The 22,991-nt window shown below is 44.6% G+C and carries 19 protein-coding genes; 9 read left to right on the top strand and 10 right to left on the bottom strand.

Features of this window, described 5'->3' with window-relative positions:
• Positions 1–6 precede the first annotated feature (6 nt).
• Complete coding sequence (locus M2387_RS02105) at positions 7–1,260, top strand: carbohydrate porin (RefSeq protein WP_259046861.1); 1,254 nt, start codon at positions 7–9, stop codon at positions 1,258–1,260.
• Between the two features lie 23 nt (positions 1,261–1,283).
• On the top strand, positions 1,284–1,940 hold the full coding sequence (locus M2387_RS02100; protein ID WP_259046860.1) for a MalM family protein: 657 nt from the start codon (positions 1,284–1,286) through the stop codon (positions 1,938–1,940).
• Between the two features lie 51 nt (positions 1,941–1,991).
• On the opposite strand, the gene M2387_RS02095 is transcribed toward M2387_RS02100, so the two are convergent.
• From M2387_RS02095 to M2387_RS02065, 7 genes are all read right to left on the bottom strand, one after another.
• Entirely contained in the window at positions 1,992–2,552 is a 561-nt protein-coding gene (locus M2387_RS02095) for a DUF3159 domain-containing protein (RefSeq protein WP_259046858.1), read from the bottom strand.
• Between the two features lie 202 nt (positions 2,553–2,754).
• On the bottom strand, positions 2,755–3,948 hold the full coding sequence (locus M2387_RS02090) for an MFS transporter (protein WP_259046857.1): 1,194 nt from the start codon (positions 3,946–3,948) through the stop codon (positions 2,755–2,757).
• Between the two features lie 178 nt (positions 3,949–4,126).
• Complete coding sequence (locus tag M2387_RS02085; protein ID WP_310572752.1) at positions 4,127–5,599, bottom strand: glycoside hydrolase family 1 protein; 1,473 nt, start codon at positions 5,597–5,599, stop codon at positions 4,127–4,129.
• Between the two features lie 23 nt (positions 5,600–5,622).
• Positions 5,623–7,530, bottom strand: a complete 1,908-nt coding sequence (locus M2387_RS02080) for a beta-glucoside-specific PTS transporter subunit IIABC (RefSeq protein ID WP_259046856.1) — start codon at positions 7,528–7,530, stop codon at positions 5,623–5,625.
• Positions 7,531–7,588: 58 nt separating this feature from the next.
• Positions 7,589–8,419 carry a BglG family transcription antiterminator LicT gene (gene licT / locus M2387_RS02075; RefSeq protein ID WP_259046854.1) on the bottom strand — a complete coding sequence of 277 codons (831 nt, stop codon included), beginning with the start codon at positions 8,417–8,419 and terminating at the stop codon, positions 7,589–7,591.
• Between the two features lie 204 nt (positions 8,420–8,623).
• Positions 8,624–9,253, bottom strand: a complete 630-nt coding sequence (locus tag M2387_RS02070) for a DUF1349 domain-containing protein (protein ID WP_259046853.1) — start codon at positions 9,251–9,253, stop codon at positions 8,624–8,626.
• Between the two features lie 115 nt (positions 9,254–9,368).
• The gene (locus tag M2387_RS02065; protein ID WP_259046852.1) at positions 9,369–10,562 is read right to left on the bottom strand and encodes an MFS transporter; all 1,194 of its coding nucleotides are present in this window, start codon (positions 10,560–10,562) and stop codon (positions 9,369–9,371) included.
• A 103-nt stretch (positions 10,563–10,665) separates the two neighbouring features.
• On the opposite strand from M2387_RS02065, the gene M2387_RS02060 reads away from it, so the two are divergent.
• Positions 10,666–11,607, top strand: a complete 942-nt coding sequence (locus M2387_RS02060) for a LysR family transcriptional regulator (RefSeq protein ID WP_259046851.1) — start codon at positions 10,666–10,668, stop codon at positions 11,605–11,607.
• Positions 11,608–11,732: 125 nt separating this feature from the next.
• Positions 11,733–12,893, top strand: coding sequence for an esterase (locus M2387_RS02055; protein ID WP_409039421.1), 1,161 nt, complete (start codon positions 11,733–11,735; stop codon positions 12,891–12,893).
• Between the two features lie 80 nt (positions 12,894–12,973).
• Here M2387_RS02055 and M2387_RS02050 read toward each other — a convergent pair whose 3' ends face one another.
• A complete protein-coding gene (locus M2387_RS02050; RefSeq protein ID WP_259046850.1) occupies positions 12,974–14,533 on the bottom strand; it encodes a methyl-accepting chemotaxis protein in 1,560 nt (519 codons plus the stop codon).
• Between the two features lie 447 nt (positions 14,534–14,980).
• Here M2387_RS02050 and M2387_RS02045 point away from each other — a divergent pair, with 447 nt between their 5' ends.
• Positions 14,981–15,808: a hypothetical protein gene (locus M2387_RS02045; protein ID WP_259046849.1), complete on the top strand. Its 828-nt coding sequence runs from the start codon at positions 14,981–14,983 to the stop codon at positions 15,806–15,808.
• 85 nt (positions 15,809–15,893) lie between these two features.
• Here M2387_RS02045 and gndA read toward each other — a convergent pair whose 3' ends face one another.
• Both gndA and dsdX read right to left on the bottom strand, forming a co-directional pair.
• A complete protein-coding gene (gene gndA, locus M2387_RS02040) occupies positions 15,894–17,306 on the bottom strand; it encodes an NADP-dependent phosphogluconate dehydrogenase (RefSeq protein WP_259046848.1) in 1,413 nt (470 codons plus the stop codon).
• A gap of 689 nt (positions 17,307–17,995) precedes the next feature.
• The gene (gene dsdX / locus M2387_RS02035; protein ID WP_259046846.1) at positions 17,996–19,333 is read right to left on the bottom strand and encodes a D-serine transporter DsdX; all 1,338 of its coding nucleotides are present in this window, start codon (positions 19,331–19,333) and stop codon (positions 17,996–17,998) included.
• 202 nt (positions 19,334–19,535) lie between these two features.
• On the opposite strand from dsdX, the gene dsdC reads away from it, so the two are divergent.
• From dsdC to M2387_RS02015, 4 genes are all read left to right on the top strand, one after another.
• A complete protein-coding gene (dsdC, locus tag M2387_RS02030; protein ID WP_259046845.1) occupies positions 19,536–20,462 on the top strand; it encodes a DNA-binding transcriptional regulator DsdC in 927 nt (308 codons plus the stop codon).
• 184 nt (positions 20,463–20,646) lie between these two features.
• Positions 20,647–21,972, top strand: coding sequence for a D-serine ammonia-lyase (locus tag M2387_RS02025; protein WP_259048242.1), 1,326 nt, complete (start codon positions 20,647–20,649; stop codon positions 21,970–21,972).
• Between the two features lie 154 nt (positions 21,973–22,126).
• Positions 22,127–22,417, top strand: coding sequence for a hypothetical protein (locus M2387_RS02020; RefSeq protein WP_259046844.1), 291 nt, complete (start codon positions 22,127–22,129; stop codon positions 22,415–22,417).
• A gap of 12 nt (positions 22,418–22,429) precedes the next feature.
• On the top strand, positions 22,430–22,885 hold the full coding sequence (locus M2387_RS02015) for a PIN domain-containing protein (RefSeq protein ID WP_259046843.1): 456 nt from the start codon (positions 22,430–22,432) through the stop codon (positions 22,883–22,885).
• Positions 22,886–22,991: the final 106 nt, after the last annotated feature.

Here is a 22,991-nt window from a genome sequence, read left to right as displayed (position 1 = left end):
TTTTTTATGATGACTCGCCGTGGTCTTTTACCTCTGCTCGCGTTAGCTTTGCCTTTTTCTGCCTCAGCCGCACAACTGGAAAACTTTACTCCCATCGGTTATGTCAAATGGGGTAATATTTATACCAATAATAAAAACAGAAATGATGGTAAAGGAAAACTCGATACCGTTATTCGTGCCTCAGAAGGTTTTGGTAATTACCGTTTAGGTAATGAAATGAACTGGTGGGAAGGTGGATTCAAAACGGATATTACCACTGACACTGATGCTATTTTTGATTTCACCTGGTATATCGGCAGCGGTGATAAATGGGGCGATGTCGGTACTTTGCAAACCTGGGCTTCGGTCTATAATATTATCCCCGGTCAGCCTGATGCCAAAGTCTGGGTCGGTAAGCGTTTTTATCAACGTTATGAAGTCCACATGATTGACGTTAAATACTGGGATGTCTCTGACAACGGTACCGGTCTCGAAAACGTTGATTTTGGTTTTGCCAAAGGGAGCATTGCCTGGCTGGCACCAGAGTCCAGCGCTGATGAGCGTGTTCTGCACAATATCGACGTCCGTCTGAGCGACCTGAAACTTTCTGATGATGCGGATTTAACTACCGGTCTCAACTACGTTTTCACTCAGAATTCCAGTTACAATGATAAAGATATCACCACTAACGGTTCCATGCTGTCGATGATTTATCGTCAGGCCTGGGCAATGGGTAGCAACTCCCTCGCCTTCCAGTACGGACGTGATGCCCTTGCAGGCGGTCTGATGAGTGCTGAGGGTGCCAGTTCGACAAAATATAACACCGGCGTCGACCACAACGGTTACAGCTGGCGTATCTTCAACTATGGTGAGTTAAACTTCACCGATAATATCCAGAGCATGTATTCCATTGCCTGGCAGGATCTTAATCTCGATAATAAGCGCGGGATGACCTGGTTCAGTGCCGGTTTACGTCCGCAATACAGCTGGAATGAATATCTGGCAACCGCGCTGGAATTTGGCTACGAGCGTGTTGATGCCCAGAACAATGCTGGCGTCAACGATATGTATAAAGTGACCCTGGCACAGATGATTCAGGCAGGTAAAGGTGTCTGGGCGCGTCCGGCTCTGCGTCTGTTTGTGACCTGGTCTGACTCCGATACACAATGGGAACGTCTTAACAGCTACGGTGAAACCTATAAGTATGCGGCGCCGGTGAAAAGCGATAAAGGAAGCACCGAAGAAGTGACCTTTGGATTTAACTTCGAGCTGTGGTGGTAACGGACAACGCTCTTCAGGAGAAAATGATGAAAAAAATAATCCCAGTGGCTTTTAGCCTGTTATTTCTGAGTGGTTGTGCCCAGAACCTGACTTCTACAGTGAATACCCCGGCTGTCAGTCAGGCAGCCTGCTGCACTGCACTGAATCAACTGCCGGTACAGAGTTTTAACGGTAAATCAGGACTGACGCTCAATTTTGACGCACAAACGCCAAAAATCAGTGAAGGCACCAGCAATGCCCGTGCCCAGGTCGTGGCTCTGCCCAATACCGATACGGCTTATACCATCGAGTTCACTGCTCCCTTGAATAACGAGCAGTTCCTTGCTGCAGAAGCCGTAGTCTACGATGCTGACTGGAAACCCCTCCAGAAACTGGCGTACAAGGATTTTGTCTATCGTACCCCTGCGGTCCTGCAAAGCCATCGCCTGTTTGCCAGCATGCTGGTTCAGCCCGGTATGAACGCCCCCCGCTGGCTGGTAGTCTCCACCGTGGCAAATCCGGAACCTTCCCGCGTGAAGCTTATTCCTGAGTCAACTATCTATGCCGAGAAAACCCAGGTTGAAGCCCCGCTGGAACTGACCAAATACGGTACGGCCAGTGAAACCGGCCCACTTACTGTGCGCATTAGTCGTTTTAGCCAGCTGGCGAATGAACTGATTAATGTGGTGACTGGGGGTTAATATCGTTGAGTCTGGATCCTTGCCTGTTTGGGGATCCAGACTGCTAATAACTTACGTTATTGATTTATTTCTGTAGTATTTGCGCATAACGCCGGGAAGATAGCTTGATGCAAGCATACCGATAACAATGACCAAAAAAGAAAGCATTCTTATTTCAATAGTATATACAAAGAAATAATTAATCACTGCATTAACAATAAATACTAAAAACCAGACGATAGTTATAATCTGATTGATAGAAATAAACACCGGATGTTTCTTTTTCTCCTCTGGAATATTATCACCGACATAATTTATCGTAAACGGCCTTTTTAACGCTACGCTTACCAGCGCAGCAGATAGCAGGAGGCCATAACAAAGGGTTGCGGGGTGTTGCATGGGAAAATCCAAATGAAACGTGAAGTAATTAATGAAGATAAAGATAAAACACCCAATATTAGAGAAGGCAACCGGGTCGCCCAGTTTTAAAAACCGAAAATTAAGGCATACCATAAAAGTAACGAGAGCAAGCCAGATGATGGTCTTATACTCTAATTCAATATGGGTTTTCATCACCCAGGCCAGAACAGACCAGGGAACAAAAGATGCAAAAAGCCTGATGAAATTTTGCATTACTCACCTTCTGTAAGTATCAACTCTTATCATTCAACTCTACGACGGATTACATCTGAAGATTAGTATCAAGAGCAAAAAAAAATCAAATAAAAATGAGTTCCCGGTGGTTAATCAGATGGTTTTCAATGGAAAATAATCGTTTTTTGTTAATTTAAAAAGCATCACCACATTGAATTTTTATATTAATTGAAGTCCTGACTTAACGTGATTCATTATATTGACTGTATTCAGCCTTACAGACAAATGAACAGGACAGCATAAAAAGAGTCAGGATCACAAGCGTTATTAGCGTCGTCAAGGAGCCTGCCATACTCAGCATATAACCGGCAATCAGGCTGCCAACTCCGGCGCTAAGCTTCACTAATGTACCGCTGATTGCCGATATCCGGGCTGCCAGTTCAGCAGGCATTTCCTGAATGGTAAATACGTTATAACTGACATTCCACACCCCGCCCAGTATGGCTTTAAAGACAAAGAGCATGAAGACCCAGACAGGATGCATGGATACCAGAAAACCGGCAAATACCAGCACGCGAAGAATATTAATAATCAGTGTCAGGTTTCTCAGAGGAAGCGTATTGATGAGTTTTCTGGCAATAAAGCTGCCGATTAAACCTCCGGCTCCCAGACCGGAAAGAACCAGGCCGGTAATTTCAAAGGCGGTATTCTGCTCTTTGAGATCCCAAATGACCGTGAGATAGAGTATAGGATGAAGAAAGTTGTTAATTGCCGTCAGAAGAATCATTAGCGAAAATAATCGATGCTGCTTTAACCATCCCACCGCAATGCCGAGATCCTCCGTAATCCCTGAGCGTTGTTTTTTTACCTGAGGAGTATGCTGCATCTTAATAAAATAGAGAAACCCCAGAGCAAAAATAGCGAGGAGAAGATTAAAATAATAGGGTAGGAAAACATCCACTGCGATTAAATACCCGCATAATGCCGGTGCCAGCAATTGTACTGCCCGGGTCCTGATTTCATAGGTAGACAAGGCTGCTGTAGAAGCTTGCCCCTGTATCAGGTTCTTGATGACAACAGGCTCAGCCACTTCAGTAAATACGGTGAAAACACCATAAAGAAATGAAATAACAAGTATCCACATCAGGCCATCATCACTAAAGAAAGCCAATGAGAGAATAAACAGAAGCGTACATAGTATCCTTCCTGATTCACTCATTTTCAGGATGCGGATCTTATTTTTTCGCTCAATAAAGGTTGAGGACGCAATTTTTACGAAAATAACCGGGCAGTAGAAAGCGAAAACACACCAGCTTATTTGAATAGGATCCAAATTAAGACTTAACGCTAACAGAGGTAAGGTGATATGAAAAACTTCTATCCCAAGCAGAGAAAGAGCTGAACTTGCTACAAAAAGATTAAAATTTTTCTTCATAACGTCTCTGAGATTGAAAAAGTTCGTTAGCTTTCCCATCTATTCTTTTTTTTCAGATGCATGGGAGGTTTTTTTCAGGCTGAGATTATGACAGGGTCGATAAAAAAAACTGATATCTGAGTCACTTATTTAACCCAGATATCAGTCGTTAATGATTAACAGTAGCGGTTATCTATACCTAAATTTCTTCACCATTAGTGGCAATCACCTTCTGATACCAGTAGAAGCTTTTCTTTCTCAGGCGATTAAGGGTTCCGTTACCATAATTATCCTGGTCAACATAGATAAAGCCATAGCGTTTCGCCATTTCAGACGTAGAAGCACTGATCAAGTCTATCGGAGCCCAGGAGGTATATCCCCACAATTCCACGCCATCTTTAACCGCTTCTCTCATTTCACGGATATGGCCCTGGAAATAAGAAATACGATAGTCATCGATAATTTGATTATCCGGGCCAAGGGTATCCGTGGCGCCCATGCCGTTTTCTACGACAAACAGCGGGATCTGATATCTGTCATACATATCATTCAGGGCAATACGCAGCCCTACCGGGTCAATCTGCCAGTCCCATTCAGTTTTTTCCAGGTAAGGGTTTTTAACGCCACCGGCGATATTACCGCTCACTTTATCCATTTTATCGGCGTTAATACTGGTCACCAGCGACATGTAATAACTGAATGAGAGGAAATCCACGGTATGCTGACGCAGGATCTCTTCATCGCCCTGCTCCGTCACAATATCAATATTCTTTTCGGCGAACCGGCGATTCATATGGCTCGGGTAATAACCTCTGATCTGCACATCAGAGAAGAAATAGTTAAGCTGGTTTTCTCTGTGGGCCAGTAACATATCATTCGGGTCGCAGCTCTCTGCATAGGTCAGTAAACGGGTAAGCATACAGCCGATTTTTGAACCCGGGATAATATTATGACAATGCTTAACCGCCAGCGCACTGGCAACAAATTGATGGTGTAATGCCTGATACAGTACATTCTCTATTTCGTCTGCAGAGAAACGGTCCGGTACGATACCGCCAGTGGTAAATGGATGGCGAATAATACTGTCGATTTCATTAAAGGTTATCCAGTATTTGACCTTATTGCGATAACGCTCAAAAACGCTGATAGCAAATTTTTCAAATAAGCCGACGACTTTTCTGTCAAGCCAGCCATTACACTCATTAACCAGATGGATCGGCATCTCATAATGTGACAGTGTCACAAGGGGTTCGATGTTATTTTTAATCATCTCATCGAATAAGTCATCATAGAATTGAAGCCCCTCTTCATTGGGCTGCTCTTCCGTTCCATTCGGGAAGATACGCGTCCAGGCAATAGAAACACGTAAGACTTTAAAGCCCATCTCACCAAACAGCGCCAGGTCTTCTTTATAGCGATGGAAGAAATCGATACCCCGACGTTTCGGATAGGAGCTGATATCGGTCGCTGCAATAGCCTCCTGAATTTGCTGGTCGCTGATGGAATAATGTTTTTCATATTCTCCACGCCCCAGCGCATCGCGATATACAGCCATATCTGCGGTTGATAGCCCTTTTCCGCCTGCACCTGAGCCACCTTCAACCTGATTCGCGGCAACGGCGCCACCCCAGAGAAAATTATCAGGGAATCCGGTGATTATTTGTTTAGACATAACGTATCTCCAATTCAGTTTATTTATTCAGGCTGTAAAGTGAGTAGACGATTTCCAGACCGGATGGTCTGTTGATCCGTGGGGGTGATAACCTGATAGTCACAGGTATTGGCGACGACGACAGGCGTAGTCAGGTCATAGCCTTCCGCACGGATAGCATCAATATCAAAGGAAAGTAAAAGCTGGCCCGCTGTAACGCGATCCCCTTCATTAACTGAGGCAGTAAAATATTTGCCATTAAGGCGGACGGTATCGAGCCCGATATGAATAATGATCTCGGCTCCATCATCTGAGGTAATGCATATGGCATGGTGGGTATGAAAGAGCTTACTGATTTCGCCGTCGACCGGGGAATAAACCAAACCTTCTTCTGGAATGATGGCGATTCCTTTGCCTACCGACTCGCTGGCAAATACCGGATCCTTTACCTGGTCTAACGGAATAACCGTCCCCTGTATCGGCGAAACAAGATAATTAACTGTCAGGGCAGTATCCGCTGCAGGTACCGGTTTCTCAGCTACTTTCGCCGCATCGGGGGCTTTCGTTGTATCAGCTGCAGCGGCGGGGGCGGACTCAATACCCTCATCAAATCCAAACAGATAAGTCAGTATCGCTGAAAGTCCGAAGGCCATACTTAAGCCGATAAGGTAGTAGGCAAAAGTATCAGTCATAAAAGCAGGCAGCGTGGTGATTGACGGGAAGACGTAGGCAATCACCGTGGTGCCCATACCGCCGACAAAACCACCCGCTAGCGTACCGGCAATAATAGAAGCGATTAGCGGGCGTTTATATTTTACTGACAGACCATAAACAACGGGTTCGGTTACACCCGCAAATAACGCCGGGATCATCGCTGACAAGGCAAAAGACTTCAGTTTTTTATCTTTTGCCTTCAGGAACACACCCAGCGCCACGCCAGCCTGAGAGAAAGTGGCCATTGCTGCCGCAGGTTTGATGGTATCCGAGCCATGCATCGTAAGGTTATTGATCATCACCGGCACCAGGCCCCAGTGCAGACCGAACATCACCAGAATGGTCCACCCTCCGCCAATCAGGGCCCCGGTAAGTACCCCGCTGACTCCGGTCATATAGCCGATAGCGTGACCAATACCGTCACCGAGATAGACGCCGATAGGACCAATCACGATAGCGATAGTCGGCACCATAATCAGTAATCCGAGCATAGGTACTGCGACAGACTCGATACTCTGATGGATGATTTTTTTCAGGAACCGCTCAACATATGAGTAGAGCCAGATAGACAGAATCGCCGGGATCAGAGTGGACGAGTATTTCATCAGTACCACCGGGATACCGATAAAGGTCACGATATCGCCAGGGGCCTGCATCAGTCCGGTAAAGTTAGGCTCAAGTAATGCCCCGACAATCGCCACGCTGACAAAGGGGTTAGTACCAAAGGACCGGGCGCAGGAAAAAGCCAGAAATAACGGCAGAAAAAAGAACACGCTGTTGCTGGCCGCCGCAAGGATTTTATAGGTACTGGTGTCCGCGGCCAGAAAATTATAGGTGGTTAGAATTACCAGCAGCGCTTTAATCATACCCGCGCCAGCAAGTGCCGGTACAATTGGCACCAGAATTGACGACATTTTATTAAATACCGCGCCAACAATATTCCCTTTACCTGACTTTTTATCTGCCTCCACAACTGAGTCATTACTGGAGACGAGTCCGGCGGCATAGATAGCGTCATAAACTTTAGTGACATCATTGCCGATAACCACCTGGCACTGCTCGTTACTGTTCACCGCCATTATCACACCCGGCAGCCTGTTCAGCGCTTCAATATTAAATAACGCCGTATCACGAAGGGTAAAACGCAGTCGAGTAATACAGTGCGTTAAATGAATAACATTATCTTTCCCGCCAATATCATCTATTATTTTGCGTGCCAGACTATCAAATTCGGACATAGTGAGACCTCAATTCTGGAATTGATTTTAGGAAATAGCTTTTTTAATTCAGTACGGATTATTCGTTTCTAAGATTTTCCGTATGTATGGTTAAAAACATCACCTCATCATCGGTGAGCTTTCTTCCGTAATTTTTATTAATAAAATCACTTATTTTCACCGCGCACTCATGTGACTGTTTATATTTCATCGAAACCAGTTCATTCAGAGAACCATCCCGATTATCTACATAGGAGTTGCTTAATAAGCGGTGGGCGAAAAATTTAAGATGTGTCACCAGCCGCTGAAAATTCAGTGAGTCTTCTTTGTATTCGATACGGAAATGGTACTTAATAATATTCAGAGTTTCCTGAATGATTTTAGAGACATCGCTGACATCAGGCATAGTGCCGTCTTGCTGGGCATTGAGGAGGTGCAACGCTACAAAGGCAGCTTCATTTTCATCCAGCGCGGTACCGAGTTGCTGGTTAATTTTATCAATAGCTTCACTGCCAATACGAAACTCTTCGCGATACAGTCTTTTTATATCCCACAGCAGCTGGTTTTTAATACGCTTTCCAAGGCGGTCACGTTCAATAGCGAAATTAAGATGGTCAAGCAGAGATGCATATACGCTTTTGTGTATATTACGGTCAAGTCTGGTTTTAGCTTGAGTGACAATCTCGGAGACAATATGAAAAAGCGACTCAGGAATATCAGAATAATAATCCTGACCGGAAGTCAGGTTAATATTCTCATCGTGGCGGTATATTTTCTGGGAAAGAGAAGGGTCAATGATATCGCCGGTTTTTTTACCAAAACCAATACCTTTACCAATGATAATGCATTCATGGTTTACGGCATCATGTGCCACGACAACATTGTTATTAAGAACCCGTTGAATACGCATATTTTACCCAAAAAAAAAGGCAAAACATAAAAAGAGTCATGACTCTTTCTAGGTTTTGCCTGTTATTCACAGTTACAATCCAGCGTTTAATTAACCATAAGCCGATAAACTTAGCAATCGGGTTTCACTCAGACCAGATAATAATTGTGAACCATTTCACATATTCAACCTCAAAATTTCAGATAGATCGGTTGAGTCTGAATATCAATTTCCGTCTCTGAGAGAGGCAAGCGTGGTATGCGTCAGTGAAATATCGCCAAATTCAACCTTGCACCCTTCTCCATTCGGAGACTGGGTCATAAAGCCCAGGGTCATTTCATCAATGGTACTCTGGGTCACCTCATCAAATGAAAAGGCACGGATAAAGATCCAGCGATTTTTTTCCACTGCGGCATGAAACGAATAAACATTAGCTTTACGGGATATACGTAATCCCACCGTGGAACCAGAGACAACAAAGGCATTAGCATCGTCTGATGTTTTACCTTTATTCACCACCGACACCACCATCGCCTCACCATCCGGAGAGTATTCAAAACACAGTTTGGCCCAGACCTGTTCACTTGCTCTTAGTAACAGCACGCCCGCATCAAACGTCTCTTTGAAACCCACCGTGACCGTCGAGGATAACTGGAAATCCCCCTTGGGAGCCGGAGCCATCAAGGTCGCCGCATCATGGCGCGGTGCTGCGACCGAATCGGGCTGATTACAGGAAGGATCGATATAAATATCACTGACCGGATGGGCGAAACCGGTCAGAATTTGCTGCTTTTCATCAACAGACCACTCAGAACCAATAGATGCTAAAAACACTTCAGGAACGAAACCGTGCATATCATTCTCCATGTTAATGCGGGGATAATAGTGGAACAAATATTAAGAGCATCGATAATGACATTATTTGTTTTTAACTTAAAATATTTATTCTGTTTTATATTTTTACTCGTGCTCAGGAATTCTCTACCCGCCGTTTAGCCAGTCTCTTTTGCAGAATGATAACAATACCAGGGAATCCTAACGCGGTAATTGCACAGACTGCCAACAATTTGTTCACATTCAATAGTGCCAGATTGTGATCAGGTAATAGAAAAGCGGAGAGGAAAAATGCGACGGTGGTAAGCAAATACATTATTGATGTCTGTAATGAAGAGAACCCTGCTCGTTGCTTGTCATCAGGAAACTGAATCGCAACTACCGAAGATGAAACCAGCCGACTGTATGAGGCCCCGAGAAATAATGTCATAAATAGCGCAGCATGCTGATAGCCCAGAGCGGGTATGAGCAAACTCAGAATAAACACAAGGGTTGAAGCCGTGGCCAGAATCAAAGCAGAAAAACGGCAGGTTAATATGCCTGTCATTTTTGTAGACAGATATCCTGCAATTCCCCCGGCGAAGAACAGCCAGGGTAACTGATCTTCTGATGCCCCTAACTGCTGTGTCATTAAGGGTACCAGAACAGGAATGACCAGCATCGGACTAAACTGGACAAGCGCATTGCTGGAGGCAAACAGTAAAGTCTCCGGGCTGAAAGCCAGCCTGCGGGGCGTTTCGAAAGAGCCAGGATCCTGGGGGATGATGGATATAATCAGCGGTAATGCGAGTAAACAAAGTACGCTGATTAACCCTAAAGCAATATGCCAGCCATAATGAGTACACAAAAATAATATCGCGGGCATTCCTATAATGCTTACCATCGAAAATGACGCAATCACCGTCGCCAGCATTTTTCCACGTAACTCGGTTGGCGCGTTGTTTATCAATATACTGATACCTACCCCCATTGTCGTACCTCCAACTAGTCCAGCACAGAATCGTAGCGTCAGCAGAAGGCTAAAACTGGAGGTGAAGGTGGTCAACAGTGTCAGCAGACCTAACAGAGCCATATTCGCGATTAAAAAACGTTTCTGATTGAAACGACTAATCCAGTAAAAGGCGATAACGCCCGCGAGGACTGCTCCCAGTGTGTACATACCGGATACATATCCTGAGAATGATACGGGAACGGCGAAATCAGCGGCCATAAAAGCAAATATCGGATTAAACATCATATATTCCAGCGCATTAGTGAACTGGATAAAAGCCATTACTATGGCTATCCGCATAAGGGCTTTATGATTTAACGTCTGTGTGAGCAGTGGCATAGCAAGTAACCTGTGGATGAAAGAGATCCAAGTCTAACTGCTATCAATTTATTTTATTATATGGTAAAAATTGGAATTATTATTATCAAATATGGGATAATTGATGCGTCCGGGTCTTGATATTAATTCACTGAAAGTGTTCATTGCTGTGGTTGAAAAAGAAAGTTTTGTTGGTGCCTCGAAAGTGCTTGAAATGCCGACATCAAATGTGAGTCGTTGTATTTCTCAGCTAGAAGAAAAACTGAATCTTCAGCTTATTGAGCGCAGCACCCGACATATGAAACTCACCCAGATGGGGCACCTGCTCTATGCCCGGTCTAAACCCATACTGGAGGCGCTTGAACAAACGGAGACAGAATTAACATCGCAGCAAATGCAACTCAAGGGCCCGTTACGTATCTGTATTCCCAATGAAATAGGTCCTGCATTGCTGGGTTCTGTTGTTGCCGATTTTGCCAGTCAGTATCCGGATCTGGAAATAAGCTGCGTCACCAATTTATCGGGACTGGAATCCCTGCGGGACGATCTGGATTTGGCTATTATTGTTACCCGTGGTCAGATGGATGACAGCGACTATATAGCCCGTCATTTGATGACTATCCCTTGCACTATTGTTGCAGCCCCCTCCCTCATTCAGCGTTATGGCACCCCTACTGATATCCGGCAATTTGAAGAATTACCCTGTATTACAACAGTGAGTGCGCTAAAAGGTACGCCCTGGCAGTTTGTCAATAAAAAGGGAGGGTTCGAAACCATTAAGGTCAATGGGCATTATCGGGTAAACAGCGGAGAGATGGCAGGACGAGCCGCGGTAGCAGGTGTCGGTTTTGCCATTCTATCGAAACAGGCCTGCCAGCCCTATATTAAGGATGGAAGCTTAATAGAAGTTTCGTTTCAACAATCTGCAGCCCCATTGCATTTATTTGCACTTTACTCAGACAGGCGTTACTTACCCGCTAAAACAAGAGCCCTCATTGATTTCATACATCAGAGATTGAGTCATCTGGCCTCGCCGGATGGCGATTCAGGGCTGAATCCTTCTTGAGGATAAAAAGCAGGCTGGAAATTAAACAGTCTCATTAACAACTTAACATCTTCTCTATAATCCGCATCACATTTTTTATTAATGATAATCATTACGATAAAGAAAATAACAGAGGAACACTGCCTGTGAAATATAACCTGATTGCACTTATTCTCACCCTGGCCTCATCTGGCGCTATCGCCGCTCCCGCATTATCAAGTCCGGATCCTTCGATTCCGCTGAATCAGTATATTTCTGCGCGTAATGCGGACAATAGTATGACTTATCGTCTCTTTGCCCCCACTGCGCAGAAAGTTTCCGTCGTAACGGGCGATACCCCGCAAACTTATGCCTCCCATGAGATGACGAAAAATGATCGGGGAGTCTGGGAATGGAAAAGTGGGCCGATGGCACCCGGATTATATGAATATTTTTTTGATATCGATGGTTTTCGTTCCGTTGATACCGGAAGCCGCTACCAGAAGCCACAGCGCCAGGTTAACACCAGTCTGACGCTGATCCCGGGCAGTATTTTAGATGAACGTCCAGTACCTCACGGTGAGGTCCGTGATATCGCCTGGCATTCTGCGGCATCGAAAGCAGAAAGACATATCTATGTCTGGACGCCTCCAGGTTATACCGGCACAGGAGAAAAACTGCCGGTGCTCTATTTCTACCATGGTTTTGGTGATACCGGGCTTTCCGCTGTTGAGCAAGGGCGTATTCCACAGATAATGGATAATTTACTGGCGGAAAAGAAAATCAAACCCATGCTCGTTGTCATCGCGGATACCGAAACGGACGTTCCTGAAGCCGTTCCTGAGGATTTCCCCCCTAAAGACAGACGCCAGACTTTCTATCCGCTTAATGCCCAGGCTGCCGATAATGAACTGATGAACGAAATTATTCCGCTGGTTGCCGAGCGCTTTAATGTGCGTTCTGATGCCAATGGGCGTGCGCTGGCAGGACTGTCTCAAGGCGGTTATCAGGCGCTGGTTTCCGGAATGAATCATTTGGACAGTTTTGGCTGGTTAGGAACATTTAGCGGTGTCACCACTGAAACTGTTCCGAATAAAGGCGTAGCTGCTCAGTTGAATAAACCAGAGGAGATTAACCGCCAGTTAAATAACTTCACTCTGGTGGTGGGACAAAATGATATTGTCACAGGGGCTGATATTGCCAGCCTTAAAAATGAGTTAACCAGCAAAGGTATTAAGTTCGATTATAAGGAATATCCTGAATTAGGCCATGAAATGAATGTCTGGCGTCCGGCATACGCTGAGTTTGTGCAAAAAATATTCCAGTAGCATTATTTGGCGGATGAGCATGGCTCATCCGTCGTTATTTTATATCGGCGCTCTATAACAACTCCGGGTACCCCATTCCCTTACTGAGCATTAGCCAGTTGTAGCTTGAACGCACTGACCGATTCAGCCAGCGCGAGAGACTGTGCCTGTAAAGAAAATGCCGCTGCAGCCGACTCCTCTACCAGAGCCGCATTCTGCTGAGTCGTGGTATCTATTTGTCCGACAGCGATATTGATTTGATGGATCCCGTCGCTCTGTTCACTACTGGCCTGCGAAATTTCACTGATCACCTCGTTAACATCACGAACAAACCCTGTGAGCCCGTCAATGGTCTCCTCTGCAGTATTTACCAGCAGCATGCCTTCCTGTACTTTTCTCACCGAGTCATCGATTAAATCTTTTATCTCTCGGGCTGCAGTGGCGCTGGACTGAGCCAGAGAGCGTACTTCGCCTGCAACGACCGCGAATCCACGACCTTGTTCACCTGCCCTCGCCGCTTCTACTGCAGCATTTAGCGCCAGAATATTGGTCTGGAATGATATGCCATCAATGACATTGATTATCTCCGCCATACGCAAAGAAGAATCGCGGATACCGCGCATTTTTTCCGTAACGGAAATCATCACCTGACCACTTTTCTTCGCCGCGTCGGTTGCCTGATGTGCAATATGTGCAGCCTGAGTGGTATTTTCCGCGGTGTTTTTAATTGTTGCCGTTAACTGCTCCATTGAGGAAGCCGTTTCCTCCAGGGAACTGGCCTGTTCTTCAGTACGTGCTGATAAATCCTGATTACCAGCCGCAATTTGCGTTGCTGCAATGGATATCGTATCTGCACCATCACGAACTTGCCCAACCAGCGCACTGAGACTGGTGTTCATATGATCCAGCGATTTCAGTAATAATCCAGTTTCATCGGTACTGGTGACGTTAATCTGCGAGGTTAAATCCCCCTGAGCTACGCTATCTGCCACTTGCAAAGCTCGCTGAATAGGCCGAGTTACACTTCGGGTGAGCGAATAGGCGATAACGACACTAGCGGTAATAGAAAGCGCAAGAATGATCAGTAAAATCAGACGTGCATTATTATATTCAACCGCCATCACCTCTATTGAGGTGTCCATGGTATCACCCTGGTAGTTCGCCATATCCTTCACTGCATTGATATACAGAGCCTGAAGTTTACTCAGGTTATTATTGAATTCTTCTGCTGCTTCATAGCGATTTCCAGCCTGTATCGCACTAATGACTTTATCTGCCGATGTTAAAAATTTCGCACGATGCTGATTAATCGCGTCGGTATATTTACGTGAACTTTCTTTAGTAATTCCTCGTTCAATATTATCAAGCAGACTTCCTATCTCCTTACGATGAGCCATAATATTGCTCAAATATCCTTCACGCCGCGCTTGCTCACTCGCCAGTATCAGCTGCGAATAGCCGATAAAATGTTCATTAACCAGATCGATAAGATTGTTAGACTCTTTGGTTAAAGGATAGATCTCTGACACGATACCACGGGCATTAGACTGGAAATCTGATAATTTAGAAAGTGAAAAAAAACTCACTACAAACAACATGATAATCAGGACAGAAAAACCGGCCCCGAGTCTAACCCCAATACGTAAATTTGCTAACAACATACCTTCCCTTATTTAATATATAACATTAATTTATATACATTAGATTCATACACAATAATGAAACTAATTTTTTACATGATAAAAATACGCCGATAGATGTTATTAACGGAGACTCTAGCGAAAGAATGAGTGTTTTTTTATGAAAATAGCATGGAAAATAGAAATAAAAATCAACTCTCTTTATAAGTTAACTCAACAATACAATAAGCTACCATAAGATAAATTTCATCTCACAAACAATAACAAGTTTCGGGGGTTTCAATCTTAATAAAAACAATCAATATACTCATGGCTAACATCACGTATATGAAACTATTATTATCACTTCTACAATTTACTACTTTAATATCAACCCAGGCATTATTTTCTCAAATTAAATTTGATATTTCCTGATTGATACGATAACTTTATGTCATAAATAAAACAATATTAATAGCAAGAGAAATCATGGTTGAACTAGAAGAAACAAAAAAAACATTACTGGAACAATATAAAGAGTATACGGGAAGAGACAGCGCTAATTTGTTAGTAAGGTTCAATCAAAGATTTAACCTGGCATGCGATATAGATAGATACATCAGTATCTCCGCCCCCACTAATTACCTGTCAGCACACCTGTCAACTTTAAAATTATCAGAGCTGTGGTACTGCTATGAACTTTTTAAACAGCCAATCAATGAATATGGATTTGGTCACACAAGAAAAAAATCCAGAGAGCTAGAGAATATCAAATGGCTGATTTCGCAGCGGACATCTGGCTTAGGTGATATTGAGCCAGAAACCAAAGAGGTTAGATATATGCTAAACAATTTGGATTTTAGTTTCAATCCAATGGGATATGCTAATCTTTTTAATAATAGTTTCATTTATACAAAATGGTATGAATATAATCTTGTTGATATAAATGAAAACTTTAATATTACCAGCATGCAGACCATTACTGGGTCAAATATTGATGTGACAAATCAAGCTATATTATATTTAGATACTCTTTCTTCATCAGCCGCGGGAGAACAGCGAAAATTTTTGGCGGATGGTTTTAATCGATTAATGAAAAACTCATCAATCTCATGGCTTGAGGAGTATAGAAGCTCTGATATTATGGCCTTTATATATGCTGTAAGGTGCAATTATGTTCACTCAGGGGAGGTCCCTGATAGTCATGGGCTTAATATCGATTATAAAGAATATCTGATGAAAGGTTGTGCTGATTATCTGACATGCTATTGCTGTCTTATTTATATGGCAATAATTGATGAACTCTATCCTTTATAACTGGAGCCTTCAGATAAGTTTAAAATCAGGATACCGCTTCATTTAAGAAGCGGTATCCTGTATTTAGCGGGGTAAAAACGCAGTATTAGTCTTGCAGCCACTCGGTGTGGAACACACCTTCTTTATCAGTACGCTTGTAAGTATGCGCCCCGAAGTAGTCACGCTGCGCCTGGATCAGGTTAGCAGGCAGGACTGCAGCACGGTAGCTGTCGTAGTAAGTGATAGCGGCAGCAAAGGTCGGTACCGGAATACCGTTCTGTACAGCGTAAGCCACAACGTCACGCAGCGCCTGCTGGTACTCATCAGCGATATTCTTAAAGTACGGTGCCAGCAGCAGGTTAGCAATCGCCGGGTTCTGCGCATAGGCATCGGTGATTTTCTGCAGGAACTGGGCACGAATAATGCAACCCTCGCGGAAAATCTTCGCGATTTCACCGTAGTTCAGATCCCAGTTGTGCTCTTCAGACGCAGCGCGCAGCTGAGAGAAGCCCTGTGCGTAAGAAACGATTTTACCCAGGTAAAGGGCGCGACGTACTTTCTCGCCGAACTCAGCTTTATCACCTTCAACGGCTTTAACCTGTGGACCGGTCAGCACTTTAGAGGCAGCAACGCGCTGATCTTTCAGCGATGAGATGTAGCGAGCGAAGACGGATTCAGTGATCAGTGACAGCGGCTCACCTAAGTCCAGTGAACTCTGGCTGGTCCATTTACCGGTGCCTTTGTTCGCCGCTTCATCCAGGATCACATCAACCAGATATTTACCTTCTTCATCTTTTTTGGTGAAGATGTCTTTGGTGATGTCGATCAGGTAGCTGCTCAGTTCGCCCTGGTTCCACTCGGTAAAGGTGGTTGCCAGCTCTTCATTGGACAGACCCAGGCCGTGCTTCAGCAGGGAGTAAGCTTCTGCGATCAGCTGCATATCGCCATACTCGATACCGTTATGCACCATCTTCACATAGTGACCCGCGCCGTCCGGACCGATATAGGTCACACATGGCTCACCGTCTTCAGCAACAGCAGCAATCTTGGTCAGGATAGGGGCAACCAGCTCATAGGCGTGTTTCTGGCCACCCGGCATGATTGAAGGCCCTTTTAATGCGCCCTCTTCACCACCGGAAACGCCGGTACCGATAAAGTTAAAGCCTTCAGCAGACAGTTCACGGTTACGACGAATGGTGTCCTGGAAGAAGGTGTTACCGCCATCAATAATGATGTCGCCTTTTTCAAGGAAAGGTTTCAGGGAATCAATCGCGCTGTCAGTACCTGCGCCCGCTTTCACCATCAACAGGATACGGCGTGGGGTTTCCAGAGACTCAACAAACTCTTTAACCGTATAGTAAGGAACCAGTTTTTTACCCGGGTTCTCGGCAACGACTTCTTCGGTCTTATCGCTGGAGCGGTTAAAAATAGACACAGTATAACCGCGGCTTTCGATATTCAGCGCCAGATTGCGCCCCATTACAGCCATTCCGACAACGCCGATTTGTTGCTTGGACATTCTTTACTCCTGTCTGGTAATCACAGCAAATTGATTAAAAAAAATGAAACACAGCATTTGACCAAAACACCGTCACCTTCTCCCTTTCCTGCACTGCGCTATCCCAACATGGTGACAATGTCTCGTACTGACCAAAAATTTTCGACAAAATATGACAGCTATTGTCAGCAGTTTCAATTGCCTTGGATACATACGCTGGATGGGGAGAAAAATACCGATAAGCCGTTTTAATCCTCTCAGCGCTATCATCATAAATGTTGATATCCTGTAACAGTACGCACGTTTAAATACGTTCAATATGATTAACAATACCATAGTTACCGGTAACATCTCACCATTAGCATATTAATATTAACAGTTGGCGCAATATTTTAAGCCTGTAATTGTGACTTGCATCACGAAAGCGCACGACAAGTATAGAATTCAAATGAACGAGAAATTTCCCTGTAGTGCTAAATTCGCGATTTATCATCGGCCGCCTAATATAAAAAGCCCTATAGCATTGTTTTTGCTGGTTTTATAATGAAAAAATATCAATGCGCTTATTCTTGAGTATCAGATAACATTTCCGGCACGATCCTCAGCCCATCTGACCTGGCATAAACAGGCCCCTTCAGGGTTTCCCCTGTGATTAGCCCGTGAGCACAAGCGGCGTATCTGCTAACTTATGCTCCAGGTTTTATTGAGAATCAGATAATAAACGACAGCATAAATGTACAAATAAGTGCCGTAAATGAAGCAATAAAGGTGGCAACGGTATAGAAGCGGAACGTCTCACTTAATGTTGCACCACAATACTGTTTTACCAGCCAGAATAATGAGTCAGTGACAATGGTACAGCCTATCGCGCCAGAACCGATAGCTATGGCAATGATTTCGGGGCTGACTCCTGGATACAGGGGTAACATAGGAGCCACAATGCCCGTAGCCCCCATCATGGCGACCGTAGCTGAACCTACTGCCGCATGCAGAATCAAGGCGATAAGCCAGGCCAGTAAAATAGGATGCATATGCAGTCCTGAAAGGAGTGACGCTAAAATATCGGCTAAACCGCTCTCCTTCAGAATGCCATTAAACGCCCCGCCAGCCCCAATAATCAAAAGAATATTGGCAATCGACGCAAATCCTTTTTCGGTCTGGGTGAGAAGTACTGCCATGCCCATTTTTTGTCGCGTACCTAATAAGTAATAGGCGACAAAGACCGCAATAAACATAGCGGAAACGGGATTACCAATAAATTCCATTGCCACTCGCAGTCCGTTTTCTTTCTCCATATAAAGTTCGGCCAGCGTTTTTAATAACATCAATAAAATAGGCAATAACACGGCTATTATTGATACCGATAGTGAAGGTAAAAACGATTCGTGTCGGGCTTCAACATTTGAGAATTCGGGCGGAACGCTGCGGAAGGGAACGCGGCGACCCAGACATTTTAGAAACACAGGGCCGCCAGCAATAGAGGCCATTAATCCTACTAGTAATCCATAAACAATAACGGTTCCGACATCGGCACCTAACTGATTAGTGACAAATAATGCCGCAGGATGTGGAGGGACTACGCAATGTACCGCCATCAGAGCGGTACACAGCGGTATCGCCAGGTTCAGTAGCGAAACCTTTGTTTTCCTGGCGATAGAAAATGCCAGGGGAATAAGAAGTACTACACCCACCTCAACGAAAAGGGTGATCCCACAAATCAGTCCGACCAGCACCATGATCATTTCCGGTGACAGCCATTTACTTCGTTGTAGTGTGAGCCCAATGCGTTCAGCCGCACCTGAAACTTCCATCATTGTTCCGAGTATGGTTCCCAGACCTATCACCGCGGCAAGAAACCCGAGGGTGCCCCCTATTCCTCCTTCAATCGAGTTAATCATCTCAAGTGGCGGCATGCCCATCATCGCGCCGACATAAAAACTGGCCATTAACAGTGCCAGAAATGGGTGTAATCGTAGCTTCACGATGGATACGACAATCAATAAAATACTACTAAGCAATACTGCGACAACCCCAAGTTGATGATCCATTGCTGTTACCCCGTCATATGTTTTTCAGGGTATTTGACAAAAAACCGGGATTGCTGACAAATGATGATTTATGGACTTAAGATGAGCCAGAATGAATCAAAAGAGTGATCTTTATCTTATTTTTTTGTTTAATGCCATTCTGGTACAATTTAGCTCATCTTAACCAATTCTGTTCAGACCCTGACTCATCGGATAATAACGAATGACCGATATACTGAAAGTAATCAGAAACCGAGCATTGAGCGGCGCGCAGTTAGCCAGGCTGTATACTTTCGAGGCAGCAGCAAGGCATGAATCTTTTGCACTCGCCGCCGGGGAAATGTCATTAAGTCCCAGTGCTATCAGCCATCAAATTAACTTGCTTGAAGAAGAGCTGGGGATTGTACTTTTCACTCGATCACACCGAAAAGTGAAACTCACTCAGGAAGGAACGCGTGTTTACTGGGCGATGAAATCTTCCCTTGATACGCTGAATCGGGAAATTCTTGATATTAAAAATCAAGAACTCTCAGGCACGCTGACCGTATATTCACGCCCCTCAATCGCACAATGCTGGCTTGTGCCTGCGCTGGGTGATTTTGTCAGGCTCCACCCTGCTATTTCTCTTAATATTCTTACCGGTAATGAATCAATAAACTTCCAGCAGGCGGGTGTTGATCTGGCTATTTATTTCGACGACCGCCCACCTGACGATCTGACCCGGCATTATCTGATGGATGAATCTATTCTGCCCGTTTGTAGTTCTGAATATGCGACAAGACTTAAGTTACAGGGGGATATAAGCAAGCTCAGTCACTGCACCCTGCTTCACGATCGTCAGGCCTGGAGTCATGATTCTGGCGAAGGAGAATGGCAGGAATGGGCTCGCCATTTTAATGCCAGTATGCCAGAACGGCCGGGGATGGGTTTTGACCGTTCCGACCTTGCTGTTATTGCAGCAATTAACCATATGGGTATCGCTATGGGTCGTAAACGGCTGGTACAAAAGAGACTCGATCGCGGTGAACTTGTTGCGCCATTTGGTGAGATGACGCTGGCGTGTCATCAGCATTACTATATTTCCACACTTTCAACGCGGCAGTGGCCAAAAATAGAAGCTTTTATCAACTGGTTGAAAAATATATCTTAAAAACCCTGGTAACCTTGAAAAAGAGTAAACAAATGCTCCCTCATCACTCAGTTTGGATTAGCAGAATTCACTCAGTGGTGAAAATTCATCGTTTGTCATGCTTTCGCTCATCATTTTTAATGACTTCAATAAACGCTCAGCTTTATCGAGAATAATTTTATATCTACAGAAGAGAGTGAATACGATGCCCACCCTGCCTGAACTTATCCGACAAACGCCCATCGTCAGTGACCTGATTTCTTTGCAAGAGACATTCTGGCTGAATCGACATTTCACACACGCGGCTGACGGTCTCAAAAAAGTCGGTCTGACACGTCATGATGTCGAAGAGGCTGAAGCTCGTCTGCAACGCTTTGCGCCTTTTTTAGCCGAGGCGTTTCCAGAAACAGCGGTAACTCAAGGTATTATTGAGTCAGATGCTGTCGCTATCCCAGAGATGCAAGCCAGACTTCAAGAGACGCGTTCAGGCAATATTAATGGTGCACTGTGGCTTAAACTGGATAGCCATTTGCCCATTTCGGGTTCAATAAAGGCGCGTGGCGGAATTTATGAAGTGCTTACCCATGCAGAAAAACTCGCTATCGCCGCAGGAATGCTGTCGGTTAACGACGATTATCGCGTTCTTCTCACTCCGCGCTTTAAAACTTTTTTCTCTCAGTATCGTATTGCTGTTGGCTCGACCGGTAATCTGGGAATGTCGATTGGCATTATGAGTGCCGCCATGGGATTTCATGTCACCGTCCATATGTCAGCAGATGCCCGGCAGTGGAAGAAAGACCGCCTGCGTTCTCATGGGGTGGAGGTGGTTGAATATGAGCAAGACTATGGTGTCGCCGTTGAAAACGGCCGCCGCGCGGCTGAAGGTGACCCAAACTGTTTCTTTATTGATGATGAAAACTCACGCACCCTTTTTCTCGGTTACGCTGTCGCTGGTCTGCGACTAAAAGCCCAGTTACACAGTAAAAATATCGCGGTGGACACTGAACACCCTCTGTTTGTCTATTTACCCTGTGGCGTAGGCGGCGGGCCCGGAGGCGTGGCCTTTGGACTCAAGCTGGCCTTTGGCGACAACGTGCATTGTTTTTTTGCGGAACCGACGCATTCCCCCTGTATGTTGCTCGGTATGAGCACCGGCCTGCACGATAATATCAGCGTTCAGGATATCGGTATTGACAATAAAACCGCAGCAGACGGGCTGGCTGTCGGCCGTGCCTCCGGTTTTGTCGGCAGAGCCATGGAACAGCTGATTGACGGCTGCTATACCCTGAGTGATGAGTCAATGTATCAGATGCTTTATCAGCTCTTTGATACAGAAAATATCCGCCTGGAGCCTTCCGCCTTAGCCGGTATGTCAGGCCCACAGTGGATTTGCAATAGTCAGGATTACCAGGACCTGCACGCCCTGACACCGGCAATAATGGCATCCGCAACCCACTTAGTCTGGGCAACTGGCGGCGGAATGGTGCCGGAAAAAGAAATGCAAGACTATCTGAATAGAGGCAAGAACTGATTTGCCCGGATTTGCCCGGTAAAGGCAAATCCGGGCAAGTATTTTCATTATTTGGTTTAGAGCTAAAGAAACTCTGATTTGTAGTCATATCATGCAGGACTCTATTCACATTTAATGTATATTATGTTTAATCATCATTAAACAGAGTAATAGTATGAGTAATATCAATTTTGACGATGCAATCTCTACTGCCTATACAAATGCAGAGAAACTATTACCAGAAGCTAAAAATTTTACTTTAGAAGAAGTGCTGCTCTCAGACGACCAAAAACTTTTCGAAGTGACTCTGAGCTACACCATTCCAGGATTAAGCAGTGCCTCCAATATTCCGAATCTCAATATAAATCCATTAATGAGGCGACTGGTTGATAGAAAGTCTTATCGGGTCTTTCTTGTCGATGCAAACACGGGGGTTTTTAGAGGTTTCAGAATGCTCAATAAATAACACAGGTATATGATGAAAAGGATTAAGTCACTGATTATAGATACAAACCTGCTGTTATTACTCGTGGTAGGTTTAGTCGAGGATGGTCGGTTCATTCAATCATCAAAACGTCTTACAAAATATACCTCTGACTGTCTGGAAAAAGTTTTTTTTGTTGTGGAACATGCTGAAACTATTTATATCACACCTTATATTGCCACTGAGGTTTCAAACCTCATTGATCTTAATGGTTATGTCAGAAAACTCGTAATGGAGGAAGTCGTAATACTTTTCAACTCAGTAACACAAATCCCTGTGCAAATTGTTGACGATACGAAAGATGCTTTTATTGATTATGGATTAACTGACAATTCACTCATAACGCTTGCAAAAGACTATACTATCTTCACTGATGACCTCAGATTAGCTGACAGGCTGCACGCAATAAATCATGAAAATGTTCTATTGCTTCAACACGTCAGACAGTGAGTCTCCCCCCCCCCTTTTTTTTGTTACCGATTCTATACATATCTGACTTGGTTAAATTTTTATCTCAACCCTTACTCAAGCATCAAGATGGACCTCATCTGCTGGT

The sequence above is a fragment of the Klebsiella sp. BIGb0407 genome, assembly GCF_024807845.1.
GTDB lineage: Bacteria > Pseudomonadota > Gammaproteobacteria > Enterobacterales > Enterobacteriaceae > JGM124.
The sequence above is the reverse complement of the archived record's forward strand: the minus strand, read 5'-3'. Positions and strand labels throughout refer to the sequence as shown.

Excerpts from the sequence above, each read along its gene's own strand:
- M2387_RS02085 (WP_310572752.1), bottom strand. The coding sequence starts at position 5,599 with ATGTCTAAACAAATAATCACCGGATTCCCTGATAATTTTCTCTGGGGT.
- M2387_RS02070 (WP_259046853.1), bottom strand. The coding sequence starts at position 9,253 with ATGCACGGTTTCGTTCCTGAAGTGTTTTTAGCATCTATTGGTTCTGAG.
- M2387_RS02020 (WP_259046844.1), top strand. The coding sequence starts at position 22,127 with ATGAGTAATATCAATTTTGACGATGCAATCTCTACTGCCTATACAAAT.
- M2387_RS02095 (WP_259046858.1), bottom strand. The coding sequence starts at position 2,552 with ATGCAAAATTTCATCAGGCTTTTTGCATCTTTTGTTCCCTGGTCTGTT.
- dsdX (WP_259046846.1), bottom strand. The coding sequence starts at position 19,333 with ATGGATCATCAACTTGGGGTTGTCGCAGTATTGCTTAGTAGTATTTTA.
- M2387_RS02015 (WP_259046843.1), top strand. The coding sequence starts at position 22,430 with ATGAAAAGGATTAAGTCACTGATTATAGATACAAACCTGCTGTTATTA.
- M2387_RS02065 (WP_259046852.1), bottom strand. The coding sequence starts at position 10,562 with ATGCCACTGCTCACACAGACGTTAAATCATAAAGCCCTTATGCGGATA.
- gndA (WP_259046848.1), bottom strand. The coding sequence starts at position 17,306 with ATGTCCAAGCAACAAATCGGCGTTGTCGGAATGGCTGTAATGGGGCGC.
- dsdC (WP_259046845.1), top strand. The coding sequence starts at position 19,536 with ATGACCGATATACTGAAAGTAATCAGAAACCGAGCATTGAGCGGCGCG.
- M2387_RS02045 (WP_259046849.1), top strand. The coding sequence starts at position 14,981 with ATGGTTGAACTAGAAGAAACAAAAAAAACATTACTGGAACAATATAAA.
- M2387_RS02090 (WP_259046857.1), bottom strand. The coding sequence starts at position 3,948 with ATGAAGAAAAATTTTAATCTTTTTGTAGCAAGTTCAGCTCTTTCTCTG.
- M2387_RS02060 (WP_259046851.1), top strand. The coding sequence starts at position 10,666 with ATGCGTCCGGGTCTTGATATTAATTCACTGAAAGTGTTCATTGCTGTG.
- M2387_RS02050 (WP_259046850.1), bottom strand. The coding sequence starts at position 14,533 with ATGTTGTTAGCAAATTTACGTATTGGGGTTAGACTCGGGGCCGGTTTT.
- M2387_RS02080 (WP_259046856.1), bottom strand. The coding sequence starts at position 7,530 with ATGTCCGAATTTGATAGTCTGGCACGCAAAATAATAGATGATATTGGC.
- M2387_RS02105 (WP_259046861.1), top strand. The coding sequence starts at position 7 with ATGATGACTCGCCGTGGTCTTTTACCTCTGCTCGCGTTAGCTTTGCCT.
- licT (WP_259046854.1), bottom strand. The coding sequence starts at position 8,419 with ATGCGTATTCAACGGGTTCTTAATAACAATGTTGTCGTGGCACATGAT.
- M2387_RS02025 (WP_259048242.1), top strand. The coding sequence starts at position 20,647 with ATGCCCACCCTGCCTGAACTTATCCGACAAACGCCCATCGTCAGTGAC.
- M2387_RS02100 (WP_259046860.1), top strand. The coding sequence starts at position 1,284 with ATGATGAAAAAAATAATCCCAGTGGCTTTTAGCCTGTTATTTCTGAGT.